The organism is Streptomyces sp. NPDC051211, from assembly GCF_040689505.1.
Lineage (GTDB): Bacteria > Actinomycetota > Actinomycetes > Streptomycetales > Streptomycetaceae > Streptomyces.
On sequence record NZ_JBFBAV010000011.1, the window covers coordinates 39,803 to 58,606 of the forward strand.

An 18,804-nucleotide genomic window follows, 5' to 3' on the forward strand; every position below is an offset into this window, starting at 1 on the left:
TACGACGTGTCGCAGAACGAGGGGCGGGGATTCCCGGAACATCCGGATCCACAGCCGACACCACCAGAAGCACCGGCACCGGCACCGGCACCGGCAGCACCAACAGCGCCGCCAGAACCGCCGGCACCGCCAGTACAGCAAGCACCGCCGGCACCACCCACAGCACCGCCCGCCCACTACGGCGCACCCCCCTGGGGCGGCGGCTGGCTGCCGCCCCTGCCGCCGCGCCCCGGGGTGATCCCGCTGCGCCCGCTGACCCTCGGCGACATACTCGGCGGTGCGTTCGGCACCCTCGGCCGCTACTGGAAGCAGCTCGCCGGTTTCACGCTGGCCGTGCAGTTCGCGACGCTGCTCGTCGTCGTCGCCCTCGGCGCGCTCGGCCTGCTCATCACCTGGAGCCATCTCGACGGCGCCTTCGATCCCGGATACGGCCAGGACCCGGCACCCGAGGACATGACCCCGGTGCTGGCCACCTTCATCCCGCTCGGCGTGATCGCGCTGATGGTCGCCCTCGTGAGCATGGCGCTGACCGCGGCCGCGATCCCCGCCGTCGTCCAGGAGGCGGTGCTGGGCCGGCCGATCACCATCGGCACCGTGTTCCTCCGCGCCAAGGCCAGGGCCGCGTCGGTGCTCGGCGTCACCGTGCTGACCGGGCTGCTTGCCGCACTGCCCGCCGCGGCCGTCCTCCTCGTCGGCATCCCGCTGCTGATCGCCACCGAGAACGACGACGGGTCCGGCGGCGTGAGCTTCGTGACGCTGTTCCCGTTCCTGTTCCTGGTCACCCTCCCCTTCGCCGCCTGGATCTGGGTCCGCTACGGCCTCGCGACGGCCGCCGCGGTCTGTGAGGGGCTGGGGCCGGTCACGGCCATGCGGCGCTCGGCGAAGCTGGTCCGCCACAGCTGGTGGCGGATCTTCGGCTGCAGCCTGCTGATCGGGCTGATAGCCGTGGTCATGGCCTATGTGGTCCAGCTGGTGTTCACGCTGGTCGGCGTCGCGGTCATGATCCCGACGGTGGCCCTGAGCGGTCCGGACGCCGACTTCAGCGCCGGGATCGTCATCGTCACGGTGCTGTACGTGCTGTTCTCGGTGGCCGGCAGCGCCCTGAGCCAGCTCTTCTTCCCCACCCTGCCGCAGCTGGGCTCCGCCCTGCTCTACGTGGACCAGCGGATCCGCCAGGAGGACCTGGTCTCCGGCCTGCTCGCAGCGGACCGCCCCGCCTACTGAGCGAGAGGTCCGCGTACGGATCGGAAAAAAACAGGGAAGGCCCCCGGCACACAGTGCCGGGGGCCTTCCCTTTACGACAGGGAGCGGCGGCTCAGACGTTGAAGCCGAGCGCGCGCAGCTGCTCGCGGCCGTCGTCGGTGATCTTGTCGGGGCCCCACGGCGGCATCCAGACCCAGTTGATCCGGAGCTCGTTGACGATGCCCTCGGTCGCCGACTTGGCCTGGTCCTCGATCACGTCCGTCAGCGGGCAGGCCGCCGAGGTCAGGGTCATGTCCAGGGTCGCGATGTTCGCGTCGTCGATGTGGATGCCGTAGATCAGGCCCAGGTTGACGACGTCGATGCCCAGCTCGGGGTCGACCACGTCGTAGAGGGCCTCGCGGACCTCCTCTTCGGTGGCCGGCTTGATCGACGCCTCGGGCGTCGCGTTCTCGGTCATGCCGTCTTCCTCGCAGATTCTTGAGGTCCTTCACCCATCGCCTGGGCCGTCGCGTCCTTCCAAGCCATCCAGCTCAGCAGAGCACACTTCACGCGCGCCGGGTACTTGGAGACGCCGACGAACGCGACCGCGTCCTCCAGCACCTCCTCCATGGCCTCGTCGGGCTCGATCTTGCCCTTCGACTGCATCATCTCCAGGAACACGCCCTGGATCTTCTGCGCCTCGGCGAGCTCCTTGCCGACCAGCAGCTCGTTCAGTACGGACGCGCTGGCCTGGCTGATGGAGCAGCCCTGGCCCTCGTAGCTGACGTCGGTCAGCGTCCGGCCGTCGTACTTCACGCGGAGCGTGATCTCGTCACCGCACGTCGGATTGACGTGGTGCACCTCGGCATCGCCGTCGCGCAGGCCGCGCCCGTGCGGGTGCTTGTAGTGGTCCAGGATCAGTTCCTGGTACATCGAATCCAGCTTCACAGCGACTCCGTCGTCTTCGTCACCCTCGTCTCCCCCGTCAGCCGAAGAAGTTCCGTACGTGCTCCAGCCCGTCGATCAGCGCGTCGACATCGGCGGGAGAGGAGTACAGATAGAAAGACGCTCGCGTCGTCGCCGGAATTCCGTAGCGCAGGCAGACCGGGCGCGCGCAGTGGTGTCCCACGCGGACCGCGATGCCCTGCTCGTCCAGCACCTGGCCGACGTCGTGCGGGTGGATGTCGCCGAGTACGAAGGAGATCGCGGCGCCGCGGTCCTCCGCCGTCGTCGGTCCGATGATCCGCAGGTCCGGCACCTCGGCGAGGCGCTTGATCGCGTACTCGGTGATCGCGTGCTCGTGCGCGGCGATCTTGTCCATGCCGATCGCGGTCAGGTAGTCCACGGCCGCGCCGAGGCCGACGGCCTGGGCGATCGGGGGCGTACCCGCCTCGAACTTGTGGGGTGCCGGCGCGTACGTCGAGGCGTGCATCGACACGGTTTCGATCATCTCGCCGCCGCCGAGGAACGGAGGCAGGTCCTCCAGGAGCTCCTGGCGGCCCCAGAGGACGCCGATGCCGGTCGGGCCGCACATCTTGTGGCCGGTGAAGGCCACGAAGTCGGCGCCGAGCTCCTGCACGTCCAGCGGCATGTGCGGGGCGGCCTGGGAGGCGTCGATCAGCACCAGGGCGCCGACGTCCTGGGCGCGCCGGACGATCGCCTCGACCGGGTTGACCGTGCCCATGATGTTGGAGACCAGCGTGAAGGAGACGATCTTCGTCTTCTCCGTGATGACCTCTTCGATGTTGGACAGGTCGAGCCGGCCGTCGTCGGTGAGGCCGAACCACTTCAGCTTCGCGCCGGTGCGCTGCGAGAGCAGCTGCCACGGCACGATGTTGGAGTGGTGCTCCATCTCCGTGATGGCGATCTCGGTGTCGCTGTCGACCCGGTAGGGCTCGTCGGCCCAGCCGAGCATGTTCGCGACCAGGTTGAGCGACTCCGAGGCGTTCTTGGTGAAGATCACCTCGTCGCGGCTCGGCGCGTTGATGAAGGCGGCGACCTTGTCGCGGGCGCCCTCGTACAGCGCCGTGGCCTCCTCGGCAAGCACGTGCACGCCGCGGTGGACGTTGGCGTTGTGCTGCTCGTAGTACTCGTTCAGCGCGTCGAGTACCTGGCGCGGCTTCTGCGAAGTCGCCGCGTTGTCCAGGTAAACGATCTTCTTCCCGTCGTGGACCACACGATCCAGCAGGGGGAAGTCCTTGCGGATCGCCTCGATGTCGAGGAGGCCAGGCAGCTGTGTCACGCGGTCGCGCCACCCTTCACGTACTTGTCGTAGCCCTCGGCCTCCAGCTGGTCGGCGAGCTCGGCGCCGCCGGACTCGGCGATGCGGCCGTTCGCGAACACGTGCACGAAGTCGGGCTTGATGTAGCGCAGGATGCGCGTGTAGTGGGTGATCAGCAGGGTGCCGACCTCGCCGGACTCGCGGACCCGGTTGACGCCCTCGGAGACGATGCGCAGGGCGTCGACGTCCAGGCCGGAGTCGGTCTCGTCGAGGATCGCGATCTTCGGCTTGAGGAGCTCCAGCTGAAGGATCTCGTGGCGCTTCTTCTCACCGCCGGAGAAGCCCTCGTTGACGTTGCGCTCGGCGAAGGCCGGGTCCATGGAGAGACGCTCCATGGCCTCCTTGACCTCCTTCACCCAGGTGCGCAGCTTGGGGGCCTCGCCGCGGATGGCGGTGGCGGAGGTCCGCAGGAAGTTGGAGACCGAGACGCCGGGGACCTCGACCGGGTACTGCATGGCGAGGAAGACGCCGGCGCGGGCGCGCTCGTCGACGGACATCTCCAGGACGTCCTCGCCGTCGAGGGTCACGGTGCCACCGGTGATGGTGTACTTCGGGTGACCGGCCAGCGAGTACGCGAGCGTGGACTTGCCGGAGCCGTTCGGACCCATGATGGCGTGCGTCTCACCCTGCTTGACGGTGAGGTCGACGCCCTTGAGGATCTCGCGGGCGCCATTCTCGGCCTCGACGGAGACGTGCAGGTCGTGGATTTCAAGCGTTGCCATGGGTGCCTCAGGACTCCTGGGTGAGGGAGACGAGCACGTCGTCCCCTTCGATCTTTACGGGGTAAACGGGGACGGGGCGCGTCGCGGGAAGACCGGACGGCTTGCCGGTGCGCAGGTCGAAGCTGGAACCGTGCAGCCAGCACTCGATCTGGCAGTCTTCGACCTCGCCCTCGGAGAGCGAGACGTTCGCGTGCGAGCAGATGTCGTGGATCGCGAACACCTCCCCCTCGGTGCGGACGACGGACACCGGCGTACCGTCGAGCTCCACCCGCTTGGGGGTGTTCTCCTCCAGCTCGCTCAGCGCGCAGGCCTTGACGTAGGACATCAGACGGACGCCTCGAGTTCGGCCTCGATCTTCGAGATCAGGCGCTCCTCGATGTCCGCGACACCGATCTGCTGGACGAGCTCGGCGAAGAAGCCGCGCACGACCAGGCGGCGGGCCTCGTCGGCCGGGATGCCACGGGCCTGCAGGTAGAAGAGCTGCTCGTCGTCGAAGCGGCCGGTCGCGGAGGCGTGGCCGGCGCCGACGATCTCGCCGGTCTCGATCTCCAGGTTCGGCACCGAGTCGACCCGCGCGCCGTCCGTGAGGACGAGGTTGCGGTTCATCTCGTAGGTGTCGGTGCCCTCGGCGGTCTTCTCGATGAGGACGTCGCCGATCCAGACCGCGTGGGCGCCGTCGCCCTGCAGGGCGCCCTTGTAGACCACGTGGGACTTGCAGTGCGGGGCGTCGTGAGTGACCAGGAGGCGGTGCTCCTGGTGCTGGCCGGCGTCGGTGAAGTAGAGGCCGAGGAGCTCTGCCTCGCCGCCGGGGCCCGCGTAGCTGACGCGGGGGTGGAGGCGCACGACGTCGCCGCCGAAGGTGACCACGATCGACTTGAAGGTGGCGTCGCGGCCGACCAGCGCGTTGTGCTGGGTGCAGTGGACGGCGGTGTCGTCCCAGTCCTGCACGGACACGACGGTCACCTTGGCGCCGTCGCCGATGAGGAAGTCGACGTTGGCGGCGCGCACGCCGTCACCGGTGTGGTCGATGACGATGACGGCCTCGGCGAAGGCCTGGACGTCGAAGACGGTGTGGCCGAAGGTGGTGCCGCCCTCGCCGTGCAGCGAGACGCGCACGGGCTCGGTGAGGACGGTCTCCTTGGGCACGGTGACGACCGTGGCCTTGGCGAACGAGGTGAAGGCCTGGGCGGCGATCCGGTCGACCGGAGTGCCGGCCTTGCCGATGCGCGCGTCGTCGCGCTCCACCGACTCGACCGTCACGCCCTCGGGGGCGTCGATCTGGGCCTTCATCGAGCCGTTCGCGGTCGCGGTGCCGTCGTGGAGTCCACGGAGCCGCTCGAGCGGGGTGAAGCGCCACTCCTCCTCGCGCCCGTGGGGCACGGGGAAGTCCGCCACGTCGAAGGACGGGGGCGCGCTCATCCGGGTGGCGACGGTGGACTCTGCGGCCACCGCGATCGAGCCGGCGGTGGTCGAACCCGCCGGGATGTTCTGAGCCTCAGCCATGGCTGTCGTCTTGCTCTCTTCCTGCGTCTTGCGTCACGTCAAAGGAATCTGCGCTGCGGGAGCGGCGCGGCCGGACCGGGCGGTGCTAGCCGACCGAACCCTCCATCTGCAGCTCGATCAGCCGGTTGAGCTCCAGCGCGTACTCCATGGGCAGCTCCTTCGCGATCGGCTCGACGAAGCCGCGCACGATCATGGCCATGGCCTCGAACTCCGTCAGGCCGCGGGCCATCAGGTAGAAGAGCTGGTCGTCGGAGACCTTGGAGACGGTCGCCTCGTGGCCCATGGTCACGTCGTCCTCGCGGACGTCCACGTAGGGGTACGTGTCCGAGCGGGAGATGGTGTCGACGAGCAGGGCGTCACAGAGGACGTTGCTCTTCGAGCCGGCCGCGCCCTCGCCGATCTCGACCAGGCCTCGGTAGGAGGTGCGGCCGCCGCCTCGCGCCACCGACTTGGAGACGATGTTGGAGGAGGTGTTCGGCGCCATGTGGACCATCTTGGAGCCGGCGTCCTGGTGCTGGCCCTCGCCCGCGAAGGCGATGGAGAGGGTCTCGCCCTTGGCGTGCTCGCCCATCAGGTAGACGGCCGGGTACTTCATGGTGACCTTGGAACCGATGTTGCCGTCGATCCACTCCATGGTCGCGCCCTCGTACGCCACGGCGCGCTTGGTGACCAGGTTGTAGACGTTGTTCGACCAGTTCTGGATCGTCGTGTAGCGGCAGCGGCCGCCCTTCTTCACGATGATCTCGACCACGGCGCTGTGCAGCGAGTCCGAGGAGTAGATCGGGGCGGTGCAGCCCTCGACGTAGTGGACGTAGGCGTCCTCGTCGACGATGATCAGCGTCCGCTCGAACTGGCCCATGTTCTCCGTGTTGATACGGAAGTAGGCCTGCAGCGGGATGTCCACGTGGACACCCTTGGGGACGTAGATGAACGACCCGCCCGACCACACGGCGGTGTTCAGGGAGGCGAACTTGTTGTCGCCGACCGGGATGACGGTGCCGAAGTACTCCTGGAAGAGCTCCGGGTGCTCCTTCAGCGCGGTGTCCGTGTCCAGGAAGATGACGCCCTGCTCCTCCAGGTCCTCGCGGATCTGGTGGTAGACGACCTCGGACTCGTACTGGGCTGCGACACCGGCGACGAGGCGCTGCTTCTCCGCCTCCGGGATGCCGAGCTTGTCGTACGTGTTCTTGATGTCCTCGGGCAGTTCCTCCCAGGAAGCGGCCTGCTTCTCGGTGGAGCGCACGAAGTACTTGATGTTGTCGAAGTCGATGCCGGAGAGGTCGGAACCCCAGGTCGGCATGGGCTTCTTGTCGAAGAGCCGCAGACCCTTGAGGCGGAGCTTCAGCATCCACTCGGGCTCGTTCTTCTTCGACGAGATGTCGCGGACGACATCCTCGTTCAGACCGCGCTTGGCAGCCTGACCGGCCGCGTCGGAGTCGGCCCAGCCGTACTCGTAGTTGCCCAGACCCTCAAGCTCAGGGTGAGCAGTCTCCGTGGTCATGCGGGGTTCCTCCCGGCCGTGCTTGCAGATGCTGATGTGGTTGCCTGTGCCGCGCTTCGCGGAATGAACGTGGTGCACACCCCGTCGCCGTGGGCGATGGTGGCGAGACGCTGCACATGCGTCCCGAGCAGGCGTGAGAAGACCTCGGTCTCCGCCTCGCACAGCTGCGGGAACTGCTCGGCTACGTGGGCGACCGGGCAGTGGTGCTGACAGAGCTGTTCACCGCTGTGCGGACCGGGAGCACTCTTCGCCGTAGCAGCGTACCCGTCCGCGGTCAACGCCTTGGCAAGGGCCTCGGTGCGGTCCGCGGGGTCCGCCGCCTCGACGGCTGCCCGGTAGGCCACGGCCTGAGCGTCCAGCCTGGCCTTCGCGAAGGCGGCCACGGCCGCCTCGCCCTGCTCGCCGCCGCCCGCGGACTGCGCGATCCAGCGCAGGGCGTCCGCGGCGAGGGTGTCGTAGGACTGGTCGAAGGCGTCTCGTCCGCAGTCGGTGAGCGCGAAGACCTTGGCGGGCCGGCCCCGGGTGCGCGTGCCGTACACGCGCTGCTCACGGGGTGCGACCACGTCGTCGGCGACGAGCGTGTCGAGATGGCGGCGGACGGCGGCCTGGGTGAGGCCGAGGCGCTGGGCGAGGTCGGCGACGGTGGACGGACCGTGGTCCAGGATGGACCGCGCGACCCGGTTGCGGGTGGACCGCTCCCCGGTCGCGAGCTCTCCCTGGGAGGTCTCGATCAGCCGTTCGCCGTTTTTCACAACGCCATTGTTGCGTAATTAGCGGAGCCCCGACAAGCCGTGACGGAGGCCACTCCTGGTGTCCTCCATCACTAAGGGTTACCTAATTTATCTACGCAGAGTTAATCGGAGGAAAGCGTTCCGCAGTCGTGGGGGGCCCCTCCGGGCAACCAGCACACGGCCCCCACCAGCAATCCTCCGCCCGCAACGTTTCCGGGCACGATGCACATCGGATTGCCGAAAAGATCACTGAATGCTGCTGGGCCATTCAGGATCGCGAGGCCGAAGAACTCCATATTCTTTTGCCGCACCCCCGGGACGGCCCCCGTCCCCGGCGCCCAGGGCCCGTCCCGGCCCCCTTCCGGCGCTCCGTAGACTCACCCGCATGAGCAACGACCCCGCCGTGGAGATCCGCGGACTGGTGAAGCGGTTCGGCACCAAGACAGCGGTGGACGGCCTCGACCTCACCGTCCGCAGGTCCTCGGTCACCGCGGTCCTCGGTCCCAACGGCGCGGGCAAGACGACCACGGTGGAAATCGCCGAGGGCTACCTCCGCCCCGACGCCGGATCCGTCCGCGTCCTCGGCCTGGACCCGATCGCCGACGCCCCGGCCCTGCGCCCCCGCATCGGCGTCATGCTCCAGTCCGGCGGGGTCTACTCCGGCGCCCGCGCCGTCGAGATGCTCCGCCACATGGCCAAGCTGTACGCCGACCCGCTCGACGTGGACCACCTGGTGGACCGGCTCGGGCTGGGCGGCTGCGGCCGCACCCCCTACCGCCGGCTCTCCGGCGGCCAGCAGCAGCGCCTGGCCCTCGCCATGGCCGTGGTCGGCCGCCCCGAGCTGGTCTTCCTGGACGAGCCGACGGCCGGCCTGGACCCGCAGGCCCGCCGCGCCACCTGGGAACTCGTACGGGAACTGCGCACCGACGGCGTCGGCGTCGTCCTCACCACCCACCACATGGACGAGGCCGAGCAGCTCGCCGACGAGGTCGCCATCCTCGACACCGGCCGGGTCATCGCCCACGGCAGCCCCGAACAGCTGTGCCGCGGCGGCGCCGAGAACACCCTCCGCTTCACCGGCCGCCCCGCCCTGGACATCGCCTCGCTGCTCAAGGCCCTGCCCGACGGCGCCCGCGCCGCCGAGCTCACCCCCGGCGTCTACCGGGTCACCGGCGACGTCGATCCCCAGCTGCTGGCCACCGTCGCCTCCTGGTGCGCCCAGAACGGGGTGCTCCCCGACAGCCTCTCCGTCGAGCGGCACACCCTGGAAGACGTCTTCCTCGAACTGACTGGCAAGGAGCTGCGCGCATGAGCGCCGGTACGTTCACCCCCCGGCCGGGGGCCGCGCCCGTGTCCCGCATGATCGCCGCGCAGACCGCGCTGGAAACCCGGATGCTGCTGCGCAACGGGGAGCAGCTGCTGCTGACGGTGATCATCCCGGCGCTGCTGCTGACCCTTTTCTCGGCCGTCGACATCGTCGACACGGGTTCGGGGAAGGCGGTGGACTTCCTGGCCCCCGGCATCCTCGCGCTCGCCGTGATGTCCACCGCCTTCACCGGCCAGGCCATCGCCACCGGCTTCGACCGCCGCTACGGCGTACTGAAGCGGCTCGGCGCCTCGCCGCTGCCGCGCTGGGCCCTGATGGCTGCGAAGACGCTGTCCGTGCTGGTCACCGAGGTGCTGCAGATCGCCCTGCTGACGGCGATCGCGCTGGGGCTGGGCTGGTCCCCGCAGGGCAACCCGCTGTCCGTGGCGGTACTGATCCTGCTCGGTACGGCGGCCTTCTCCGGGCTCGGGCTGCTAATGGCCGGCACCCTCAAGGCCGAGGCGACGCTGGCCGCCGCCAATCTGGTCTTCCTGCTGCTGCTGGTCGGCGGCGGGGTGATCGTGCCCCTGGACAAGTTCCCCGGAGCCGTGCAGTCCGTCCTCGGCCTGCTGCCGATCTCGGCTCTCTCCGACGGGCTGCGCGACGTGCTCCAGCACGGGGCGTCCCTGCCCTGGGGCTCCGTCGCGGTCCTGGCCGGCTGGGCGGTCCTGGGACTGGGCGCAGCCGCCCGGTTCTTCCGCTGGGAGTGAATCCCTTCCACTGCGGACGGCCCAGCCGCGAGGATGGACGCCTCCACACATGACATGACGCCGGGGGGCGGAGCATGGCGCAGCGAGAAGCCGTTCTGCGGCTGGACGAACAGTGGGCACGGATCAGGTCGGGCGCCGCGCACGCGGACCCCGAGGAGGCCGACCGGCTGCTGGGCGAGCTGATCACCGCCCTGCGCGAACCCGCCCGGACCGATCCCGACTGTGCCGCCCGGCTCGGCCTGCGCCTCTCCGACCTGGCGGGCCGGCGCTTCGCCCAGGGGGACCGGGCGGGCGCACTGTCGGCCGTCGAGGAGGGGCTGCGGCACGCCCAGCAGGCCTCCGGGCACTCCCCCGAGTACGCCCGCTGGTACGCCCGGGGCCTGATCAACCAGGGCGTGTGGCTGGCCTGGCCGCTGAGCGACGGGCTGCGGCTGCCCCGGTACCCGCTCGGCGCGGCCGCCGAGGAGGGTCCGAGCCCGATGGAGCAGGCGGCGGGCGAGCGGGCCATCGATCTGACCCGGTCCGCGGTGGAGGTCTGGCGCGGCCTGGACCAGAACGACCCGGTCAACCGGCGCGGCCTCGCCCAGGCCAAGGTCTTCCTCGGCGACCGGCTCGCCGAGCTGGGTTTCGCCGAGGACGCGGTGGCCTGGGCGGTGGACGCGGAGAGCGACTTCCGCCGGCTGCTGCTGGGCGGGGCGGGCCCCGAGGAGGTCCAGGAGGCCGAGGAGGCCCTGGACCACATCGGGCACCAGCTGGAACTGCGGCTGCGCTTCCTGGCCTTCGAGTCGCTGGTGCGACTGCGGACGGACGGGCTGCTGCCCGAACCGCTGCTGCCGCGGGCCGTGGTGGCGGCCCGGATCCAGGGCGTGGAGCCGGCCGAGGTGGCCGCCCGGCTGCGGCTCGACCCCGAGCACGTGCACACCATGCTGGAGGTCACCCCGTGGCTGGCGGTATGGCGCTTCGAGGTGCGGGGGGCTGACGGACTGTGGAACGTACTCGACCATCCCTGGCATAGCGCATCAGAAGTAAGAAACAGGACAGCCGAGGACGTAGCGTCCGAACTCATCCGCGGCTTCCTGGATTCCGCGGACTGCCCCGGCCCTTCGGGCTTTTGGCGGCTCCACATCTGGTGGCAGGAGGAAGGGGACCCGGCCGGCGCCCGGTTCCGCCTGCTCAGCAGCCCCGAGACGCCCCCTTCGACACCGTTCGCCACCCCCTCGTGAAACTTTGCACAAGGGGTCGCCTACGATATGGGACGTGTTGAACCCCCTCGCTTTCCTCGCCAGCCGCTGGACTCCGTCACCCCGGACCGTCCAGCGGGCCGCGCTCACCGCCCTCGTCATGACGGTGGTCATCGTCGTCACCGGCGGGGCGGTACGGCTGACCGGATCCGGTCTCGGCTGCGACACCTGGCCCAAGTGCACCGACGACAGCCTCTTCGCGACTCCCGCCCAGGGGCTGCACGGGGCCATCGAGTTCGGCAACCGGATGCTGACCTACGTGCTCAGCGCCGCCGTCGGCTGGTCGATCCTCTCGGCCCGGTCGGCCAAGCCGTGGCGCCGCTCGCTCACCCGGCTCGGCTGGACCCAGTTCGCCCTGGTGCTGGCCAACGCCGTGCTCGGCGGCATCACCGTCAAGACGGGGCTCAACCCGTACAGCGTCGCCGGGCACTTCCTGCTCGCCACCGGGCTGATCGCGGTGACCACCCTCACCTGGCAGCGGGCCCGCGAGGGCGACTCGGCCCCCCGGCCGCGGGTGCCGGCCCCGGTCCGCAAGCTGGCCTGGGTGCTGATCGCCACCACCTTCGTACTGATCGCCGCGGGCACGGTCGTGACCGGCTCCGGCCCGCACGCCGGTGACAGCAGCGAGGTCGAGCGGATGCCCTACGACTGGGCCGCCACCGCCCATGTGCACGCCATCGCCGCCTGGCTGGTCTGCGCGCTCGCGGTCGCCATGTGGCTGGTGCTGCGCGTGGTCGACGCGCCGGTCGACACCCGGGCCCGGGCCCGCGACCTGCTGGTCGTGCTGCTCGCCCAGGGCGCCATCGGCTACGTCCAGTTCTTCACCGAACTCCCCGAGGTCCTGGTCGCCGCCCACATGCTCGGCTCCTGCCTGGTGTGGATCGCGGTGCTCCGGCTCACCCTGAGCCTGCGTGAACGCCCGGCGGACCGGGCGGACATCCCCGCTCAGAGCGACCCGGCGCTGTCAGCGGTCTAGCGGGCGTCCGGCCGGCCCCCAGCCGGTAGACGCGGCGGGCATTGCCCGCCGCGAGCAGGCCCGCGACCCGCTCGGCGTCCCGCAGCGACCAGGCGCCGTCGGCGACCCAGCCGCCCAGCACCCGGGTCAGCGCCTCCCGGAACACCCGGGCCCCCACCACGTGCAGCTCGGGCAGGTTCCGGCCGCCGCTGGAGAACAGCAGCTTGCCGAACGGCGCGAGTTCGAGCAGCTCGGCGAGCACCTCGGCGGCGCGGGCGCCGGTGTGCGCCAGGGCCGGGCCCAGATCGGCGTACACGTGCGGGAAGGCGGCCGCGAGGTGGGCGGCGTGGCGGTGGTACGGATACCCGTGCAGCAGCACCAGGTCCGTGCCCAGGCCCGCGGTCGCCCGGACGAAGTCGGTCAGCAGCATCGGGTCGGTCCGGTCGATCCGCTCGTACGGGTCCCCGGCCCCGGCGTGCAGTTGCAGCGGCAGCCCGGACGACACCGCGATCCACAGCAGGTGCCGCAGCAGTACGGGATCCCGTACCGGCCCGCCCCTGGCCCGCCCGGCCAGCCACCGGCCGGCCGCCGCCCGCACCTCGCCGGAACCGGGCGGCTCGGGGGCGAAGGCCAGCGCCATGCCGTAGCCGGCCCCACAGGTGAAGGCGACGGCGGTGACGGCTGCCGCGCGGACCGCCTCGGCGAGGTTGCCGAGGAACGCGGCGACCGTGCCGGAGGTGTCGGCGACCTGCTCGGCCAGCACCTCCAGCCGGACGATCTCGTACGCCTCGGCGTCCCCGGCGGCGGCCAGTTCACCTGGTGGGGTGAGGTCGCCGGGCAGGCCGGTGTCCACCAGATAGGTGCAGATCCCGGATCCGCGGAGCAGCAGCCGCCCGGACTCCAGCACCCCCAGCTCGCGCCGGCGGGCCAGATAGCGGGCCGGCGGGCAGTGCGGCTCCAGCCCCAGGAGGGGCGGGCACCAGCGGCGCACCGCGAAGCCGGTCTGTGTGTCGAAGGAGGTGGTCCCGGCGGCAGGCGGCCCCGCGGAGCGGCTCAGCTGGGCCTCGAAGGTGCCCAGTCCCAGCTCGGTGCGGAGCACGCCGTGGCAGTACTGGTCCACCAGGGGCGGCGTTTCGATCATCCGGGCATCCCGTTGCGGACGAGGGCTGTGCGCTTCTTCCACACGTCCTAACGGGTGAGCGCCACCCGAGGTGTTGCTCGCGCTATTGCCCGACCGCCCCGGCCGCCGCTGCGCGGAGCCGTTCCCCTACCCGCCCCTTCCCGCTGTGCCGGATATGCGGCTCCGCCGCGTGGGGGGCTCCGCCCCAGACCCCGCGCCTCAAACGCCGGCGGGGCTGGAAATGCCGCTGCGCGGCATTCCAGCCCGCGCGGCGTTTGAGCGCACGGGCGCGAAGCGCACGTACGGGGGTCTGGGGGCTTGCCCCCAGTTCGGGAAGGGGCGGGGTGGGGAAGGGCCCAGCGCAGCGCACCCGCCAGCCGGCTCAGGCGGAGGCTTCCGGCTTCTCCGGCTCGGCCTTCGCCTCGGCGGGAGCGGCCGGCTCGGAGGCAGGCTCGGGCTCGGGCTTGGCTTCGGCAGCCGGCTTCGGCTCGGCCTCCGCCGCAGCGGCCGGAGCAGGCTCCGCCGGAGCAGCGGGCTTCGCCTCGGCGGCGGGCTTCACCGGAGCAGCGGGCTTCGCCTCCGCGGCCGGCTTCGCCGGAGCAGCAGGCTCGGCCTCGGCGGCAGCCGGCGCGGGCTCCGGCTCGGCGGCGGCCGGTTCCGGGGCCGCGGGCGGGGCCGGCGTCGGGTTGGGCGGGCCGCCCAGTTGGATGCCCGCCATGCGGGTCCATTCGTACGGGCCCGTACGGACCTTCGCCGCCATCTCCCCGTCGAAGGCCTCCTGAAGCCTCAGCCCCGCCTTCTCCGCCGCCGCCTGCGCAACCTCGTACGTCGGGGCCACCAGGTCACCCCAGCCCCCGTCCTCGCCCACGAGGACGATGCGGGTGCCGCCCTGCCCGATGTACGCCAGCTGGCCCTCGGCGCCGCCGTGCTCCTTGCTGAACGCACCGATCTGCTTGGCGAGCTTCGCCGCGGTGCGCTCCTGCTTCGTGTCTGCCATGGACGGCATGCTACCGGCGAGTAATCAGCGGAGGAAGGGATCCACGGCGACGGCGACGAAGAGAAGCGACACATAGGTGATCGACCAGTGGAACAGCCGCATCTCCTTGAGCTTCGCGCCGGTCACCCCGGCCTTCGCCCGCGCCTGCAGCGCATGCGCCTCCCACAGCCACCAGCCGCCCGCGACCAGCGCCACCGAGGTGTAGAACCACCCGGTGTAACCCAGCGGGGTGAGCAGCAGCGAGACGGCGACCATCACCCAGCTGTAGAGGACGATCTGCCGGGCGACCACCTTGTTGCCGGCGACCACCGGCAGCATCGGCACGCCGACCCGCGCGTAGTCCTCCTTCACCTTCATGGACAGCGGCCAGTAGTGCGGCGGGGTCCAGAAGAAGATGACCAGGAAGAGGATGACGGCGGCCCAGGACATCGAGTTGGTGACCGCGGACCAGCCGATGAGCACCGGCAGGCAGCCCGCGATGCCGCCCCAGACGATGTTCTGCGCGGTGCGCCGCTTCAGCAGCATCGTGTAGACGACGACGTAGAAGAGGAGCGCGCCGAGCGCGAGCGCGGCCGAGAGCCAGTTCACGAGCAGGCCGAACCAGAGGGTCGACACCACCGCGAGGGTGATGCCGAAGACCATGGCTTCACGCGGGCTGACCATGCCGGTCACCAGCGGGCGCTGCGACGTACGGTCCATCAGGGCGTCGATGTCGCGGTCGATGTACATGTTCAGTGCGTTCGCACCGCCCGCCGACAGGTAGCCGCCGATGCAGGTGGCGAGCACCAGCCACAGCGACGGAACACCCTGCTCGGCGAGGAACATCACCGGCACTGTGGTGATCAGCAGAAGTTCGATGATCCGCGGCTTGGTCAATGCCACGAAAGCCATGACCCGGGCCCCGAACGGCCGGTGACCGGGGCTCGTCCCGAGCACCCCCGCTGGACGGGATTCGACGGCCGTCACGCACACCCCTGACAGAGACTCCTGGCAAGCCCCGGACTCCGGCGAATTGGGCCCTGGAGGTCCGGTGAAGACTTGCGCGTACCACGCCACTCTAGACGCTGCCCTTCCATGGCCCCGCGCGGGGGTCGGCTCGTGTTGGGCCGACCGTCGGACAGAGGTGACAGGGTAGTGACGGAGCGGAGGCACTCGAATAGCTGCACGCCGTGACGAGGGTAGGCTCGGAATCGCGCCGGTGCACCGTTCGTCACCGGGACATCCGACATGTGGAGAGGAGCCCTGACCCACGGTGAGCACCAAGCCGACGACCACAGAGCTCGAGTGGACCGAACTGGACCAGCGGGCCGTTGACACCGCCCGCATCCTGGCCGCGGACGCGGTCCAGAAGGTCGGAAACGGCCACCCCGGTACTGCGATGAGCCTGGCCCCCGCCGCCTACACCCTCTTCCAGAAGGTGATGCGGCACGACCCGGCTGACCCGGAGTGGGTGGGCCGTGACCGTTTCGTGCTCTCCGCCGGCCACTCGTCGCTGACCCTGTACACGCAGCTGTACCTGGGGGGCTTCGGGCTGGAGCTGGAAGACCTCGAGGCGTTCCGCACCTGGGGTTCGAAGACCCCGGGCCACCCGGAGTACGGCCACACCAAGGCCGTCGAGACCACCACCGGCCCGCTCGGCCAGGGCATCGCCAACGCGGTGGGCATGGCCATGGCCGCCCGCTACGAGCGCGGCCTGTTCGACCCGGAGGCCGCCCCGGGCACCTCCCCGTTCGACCACATGGTCTACGCGATCGCCGGTGACGGCTGCCTCCAGGAGGGCATCTCCCACGAGGCGTCCGCGCTGGCCGGCCACCAGAAGCTCGGCAACCTGGTGCTGCTGTGGGACGACAACCACATCTCCATCGAGGGCGACACCGAGACCGCCGTCTCCGAGGACACCCTCAAGCGGTACGAGGCGTACGGCTGGCACGTCCAGCGGGTGGCCCAGCAGGCCAACGGCGACCTCGACCCGAAGGCGCTGTTCGAGGCGCTCCAGGCGGCCAAGGCCGAGACCGGCCGTCCCTCCTTCATCGCGGCCCGCTCGATCATCGCCTGGCCGGCCCCGCACGCCCAGGGCACCGAGGCCTCGCACGGCTCGGCGCTCGGCGACGACGAGGTGGCCGCCACCAAGCGCGTCCTCGGCTTCGACCCGGAGAAGACCTTCGAGGTCTCGGACGAGGTCATCGCGCACACCCGCAAGGCGCTGGACCGCGGCCGCGAGGCCAAGGCCGAGTGGGAGAAGGAGTTCTCCGCCTGGCGCACCGCCAACCCGGAGCGCGCCGCCGAGTTCGACCGCATCAACGCCAACGAGCTGCCCGCGGGCTGGGAGGACGAGCTCCCCGTCTTCGAGGCCGGCAAGGGCGTCGCCACCCGTGCCGCCTCCGGCAAGGTGCTCCAGGCGCTCGGCGCGGTCATCCCGGAGCTGTGGGGCGGCTCGGCCGACCTGGCCGGCTCCAACAACACCACCATCGACAAGAACTCCTCGTTCCTGCCGAAGGGCAACCCGCTGCCGGAGGCCGACCCGTACGGCCGCACCATCCACTTCGGCATCCGCGAGCACGCCATGGCCGCGGCCATGAACGGCATCGCCCTGCACGGCCACACCCGCATCTACGGCGGCACCTTCCTGGTGTTCTCCGACTACATGCGCAACGCCGTCCGCCTGTCCGCGCTGATGCACCTGCCGGTGACGTACGTGTGGACGCACGACTCCATCGGCCTCGGCGAGGACGGCCCGACCCACCAGCCGGTCGAGCACCTGGCCTCGCTGCGCGCCATCCCGGGCCTGAACATCGTCCGCCCGGCCGACGCCAACGAGACCGCCATCGCCTGGCGCGAGATCCTCAAGCGCCACACCAAGGTGTTCGGCAAGGGTGCCCCGCACGGTCTGGCGCTGACCCGCCAGGGCGTTCCGACGTACGAGCGCAACGAGGACGCGGCCAAGGGCGGTTACGTGCTCTTCGAGGCCGACGGCGGCGATGCCCAGGTCGTCCTGATCGGCACCGGCTCCGAGGTGCACGTGGCCGTCGAGGCCCGCGAGCAGCTCCAGGCGGAGGGCATCCCGACCCGGGTGGTCTCCATGCCGTCCGTCGAGTGGTTCGAGGAGCAGGACCAGGCGTACAAGGAGAGCGTCCTGCCGCCGTCCGTCACGGCGCGCGTCGCGGTCGAGGCCGGCATCGGCTTGACCTGGCACCGCTACGTCGGCGACGCCGGCCGCATCGTCTCGCTGGAGCACTTCGGTGCCTCGGCCGACGCCAAGGTGCTGTTCCGCGAGTTCGGCTTCACCCCCGAGGCCGTGACCGCCGCCGCCAAGGACTCCCTCGCCGCAGCCGCGCGCTGACGCCCTTACGAGAACCAGTAGGAGATGCAATTCCCATGACAGACGCACTCAAGCGCCTCTCCGACGAGGGCGTGGCGATCTGGCTGGACGACCTGTCCCGCAAGCGCATCACGTCCGGCAACCTGGCCGAGCTGATCGACCAGCAGCACGTGGTCGGTGTCACCACCAACCCGTCGATCTTCCAGAAGGCCATCAGCAGCGGTGACGGCTACGAGCAGCAGCTCGCCGACCTGGCGGCCCGCAAGGTGACGGTCGACGAGGCCATCCGGATGATCACCACGGCGGACGTCCGGGACGCCGCCGACATCCTCCGCCCGGTGTTCGACGCCACCGAGGGCCAGGACGGCCGGGTCTCCATCGAGGTCGACCCCCGGCTGGCCCACAACACGGTGGCGACCGTCGCCGAGGCGAAGCAGCTCGCCTGGCTGGTGGACCGCCCGAACACGCTGATCAAGATCCCGGCGACCAAGGCCGGCCTGCCGGCGATCACCGAGGTCATCGGCCGCGGCATCAGCGTCAACGTCACGCTGATCTTCTCGCTGGAGCGCTACCGCGAGGTCATGGACGCGTACCTGGCGGGTCTGGAGAAGGCCAAGGCCGCCGGCCTGGACCTGTCCATGATCTACTCGGTCGCCTCCTTCTTCGTGTCCCGCGTGGACAGCGAGATCGACAAGCGCCTGGACGCCATCGGCACCGACGAGGCCAAGGGCCTCAAGGGCAAGGCTGCGCTCGCCAACGCCCGCCTGGCCTACGAGGCGTACGAGGAGGTCTTCTCCTCCGAGCGCTGGGCGGCCCTGGACAAGGCGCAGGCCAACAGGCAGCGGCCGCTGTGGGCCTCGACCGGCGTCAAGGACCCGGCGTACAAGGACACCCTGTACGTGGTGGACCTGGTCGCCCCGGGCACGGTCAACACCATGCCGGAGGCCACCTTGGAGGCCACCGCCGACCACGGCGAGGTCGCGGGCGACACGGTGCGCGGCACCTACGAGCAGTCCCGCGCCGAGCTCGATGCGGTCGCGAAGCTCGGCATCTCGTACGACGATGTCGTTCAGCTGCTCGAGGACGAGGGCGTCGAGAAGTTCGAGGCGTCCTGGAACGACCTGCTGAAGTCGACCGAGGCGGAGCTGGCGCGCCTCGCCCCCGCGGAGGACTGAG

17 protein-coding genes and 1 pseudogene are annotated in these 18,804 nt (G+C 70.4%); 7 read left to right on the forward strand and 11 right to left on the reverse strand.

Going from position 1 to position 18,804, the window contains the following annotated elements; genetic code table 11:
- Window positions 1-234: 234 nt before the first annotated feature.
- Complete coding sequence (locus AB0447_RS13695; RefSeq protein WP_366476808.1) at window positions 235-1,224, forward strand: hypothetical protein; 990 nt, start codon at window positions 235-237, stop codon at window positions 1,222-1,224.
- Between the two features lie 91 nt (window positions 1,225-1,315).
- Here AB0447_RS13695 and AB0447_RS13700 read toward each other — a convergent pair whose 3' ends face one another.
- The 8 genes from AB0447_RS13700 to AB0447_RS13735 form a co-directional block, all read right to left on the reverse strand.
- On the reverse strand, window positions 1,316-1,660 hold the full coding sequence (locus tag AB0447_RS13700) for a metal-sulfur cluster assembly factor (RefSeq protein WP_007263433.1): 345 nt from the start codon (window positions 1,658-1,660) through the stop codon (window positions 1,316-1,318).
- Window positions 1,657-2,130 (reverse strand): Fe-S cluster assembly sulfur transfer protein SufU, encoded by a 474-nt coding sequence (gene sufU, locus AB0447_RS13705; RefSeq protein ID WP_366476809.1) that lies wholly within the window; start codon window positions 2,128-2,130, stop codon window positions 1,657-1,659. Before sufU ends, AB0447_RS13700 begins: the two co-directional genes overlap by 4 nt.
- Window positions 2,131-2,167: 37 nt before the next feature.
- Window positions 2,168-3,424 carry a cysteine desulfurase gene (locus AB0447_RS13710; RefSeq protein ID WP_366476810.1) on the reverse strand — a complete coding sequence of 419 codons (1,257 nt, stop codon included), beginning with the start codon at window positions 3,422-3,424 and terminating at the stop codon, window positions 2,168-2,170.
- Entirely contained in the window at window positions 3,421-4,185 is a 765-nt protein-coding gene (gene sufC, locus AB0447_RS13715) for a Fe-S cluster assembly ATPase SufC (protein ID WP_366476811.1), read from the reverse strand. The genes AB0447_RS13710 and sufC overlap by 4 nt, the downstream gene beginning before the upstream one ends.
- 7 nt (window positions 4,186-4,192) lie before the next feature.
- Window positions 4,193-4,510: a bifunctional 3-phenylpropionate/cinnamic acid dioxygenase ferredoxin subunit gene (locus AB0447_RS13720; RefSeq protein WP_366476812.1), complete on the reverse strand. Its 318-nt coding sequence runs from the start codon at window positions 4,508-4,510 to the stop codon at window positions 4,193-4,195.
- Window positions 4,510-5,688, reverse strand: a complete 1,179-nt coding sequence (gene sufD, locus AB0447_RS13725; protein WP_366476813.1) for a Fe-S cluster assembly protein SufD — start codon at window positions 5,686-5,688, stop codon at window positions 4,510-4,512. The genes AB0447_RS13720 and sufD overlap by 1 nt, the downstream gene beginning before the upstream one ends.
- An 85-nt stretch (window positions 5,689-5,773) precedes the next feature.
- Entirely contained in the window at window positions 5,774-7,189 is a 1,416-nt protein-coding gene (gene sufB, locus AB0447_RS13730; protein ID WP_366476814.1) for a Fe-S cluster assembly protein SufB, read from the reverse strand.
- Complete coding sequence (locus AB0447_RS13735) at window positions 7,186-7,941, reverse strand: ArsR family transcriptional regulator (RefSeq protein WP_366476815.1); 756 nt, start codon at window positions 7,939-7,941, stop codon at window positions 7,186-7,188. The genes sufB and AB0447_RS13735 overlap by 4 nt, the downstream gene beginning before the upstream one ends.
- A 364-nt stretch (window positions 7,942-8,305) precedes the next feature.
- Here AB0447_RS13735 and AB0447_RS13740 point away from each other — a divergent pair, with 364 nt between their 5' ends.
- From AB0447_RS13740 to AB0447_RS13755, 4 genes are all read left to right on the forward strand, one after another.
- Window positions 8,306-9,232, forward strand: a complete 927-nt coding sequence (locus AB0447_RS13740; RefSeq protein WP_366476816.1) for an ABC transporter ATP-binding protein — start codon at window positions 8,306-8,308, stop codon at window positions 9,230-9,232.
- The gene (locus AB0447_RS13745; RefSeq protein ID WP_366476817.1) at window positions 9,229-9,996 is read left to right on the forward strand and encodes an ABC transporter permease; all 768 of its coding nucleotides are present in this window, start codon (window positions 9,229-9,231) and stop codon (window positions 9,994-9,996) included. Before AB0447_RS13740 ends, AB0447_RS13745 begins: the two co-directional genes overlap by 4 nt.
- A 74-nt stretch (window positions 9,997-10,070) precedes the next feature.
- Window positions 10,071-11,219 (forward strand): hypothetical protein, encoded by a 1,149-nt coding sequence (locus tag AB0447_RS13750; RefSeq protein ID WP_366476818.1) that lies wholly within the window; start codon window positions 10,071-10,073, stop codon window positions 11,217-11,219.
- A gap of 34 nt (window positions 11,220-11,253) precedes the next feature.
- Window positions 11,254-12,213, forward strand: a complete 960-nt coding sequence (locus tag AB0447_RS13755) for a COX15/CtaA family protein (RefSeq protein ID WP_366476819.1) — start codon at window positions 11,254-11,256, stop codon at window positions 12,211-12,213.
- Here AB0447_RS13755 and AB0447_RS13760 read toward each other — a convergent pair.
- The 3 genes and pseudogenes from AB0447_RS13760 to AB0447_RS13770 all read right to left on the reverse strand — a co-directional run bounded on the left by AB0447_RS13760 (window position 12,134) and on the right by AB0447_RS13770 (window position 15,281).
- Window positions 12,134-13,333, reverse strand: a complete 1,200-nt coding sequence (locus AB0447_RS13760) for an amidohydrolase family protein (RefSeq protein ID WP_366476820.1) — start codon at window positions 13,331-13,333, stop codon at window positions 12,134-12,136. The two genes, AB0447_RS13755 and AB0447_RS13760, sit on opposite strands and share 80 nt — an antisense overlap.
- Before the next feature lie 664 nt (window positions 13,334-13,997).
- Window positions 13,998-14,309 (reverse strand): annotated as a pseudogene (locus AB0447_RS13765) (hypothetical protein); the annotation flags it as partial.
- A gap of 24 nt (window positions 14,310-14,333) precedes the next feature.
- Window positions 14,334-15,281 carry a heme o synthase gene (locus AB0447_RS13770; RefSeq protein ID WP_366476821.1) on the reverse strand — a complete coding sequence of 316 codons (948 nt, stop codon included), beginning with the start codon at window positions 15,279-15,281 and terminating at the stop codon, window positions 14,334-14,336.
- Window positions 15,282-15,561: 280 nt separating this feature from the next.
- Between AB0447_RS13770 and tkt the strand changes: the two genes are divergently transcribed.
- Entirely contained in the window at window positions 15,562-17,649 is a 2,088-nt protein-coding gene (gene tkt / locus AB0447_RS13775; protein WP_366476822.1) for a transketolase, read from the forward strand.
- A 35-nt stretch (window positions 17,650-17,684) separates the two neighbouring features.
- Window positions 17,685-18,803 carry a transaldolase gene (gene tal, locus AB0447_RS13780; protein ID WP_366476823.1) on the forward strand — a complete coding sequence of 373 codons (1,119 nt, stop codon included), beginning with the start codon at window positions 17,685-17,687 and terminating at the stop codon, window positions 18,801-18,803.
- Window position 18,804: the final 1 nt, after the last annotated feature.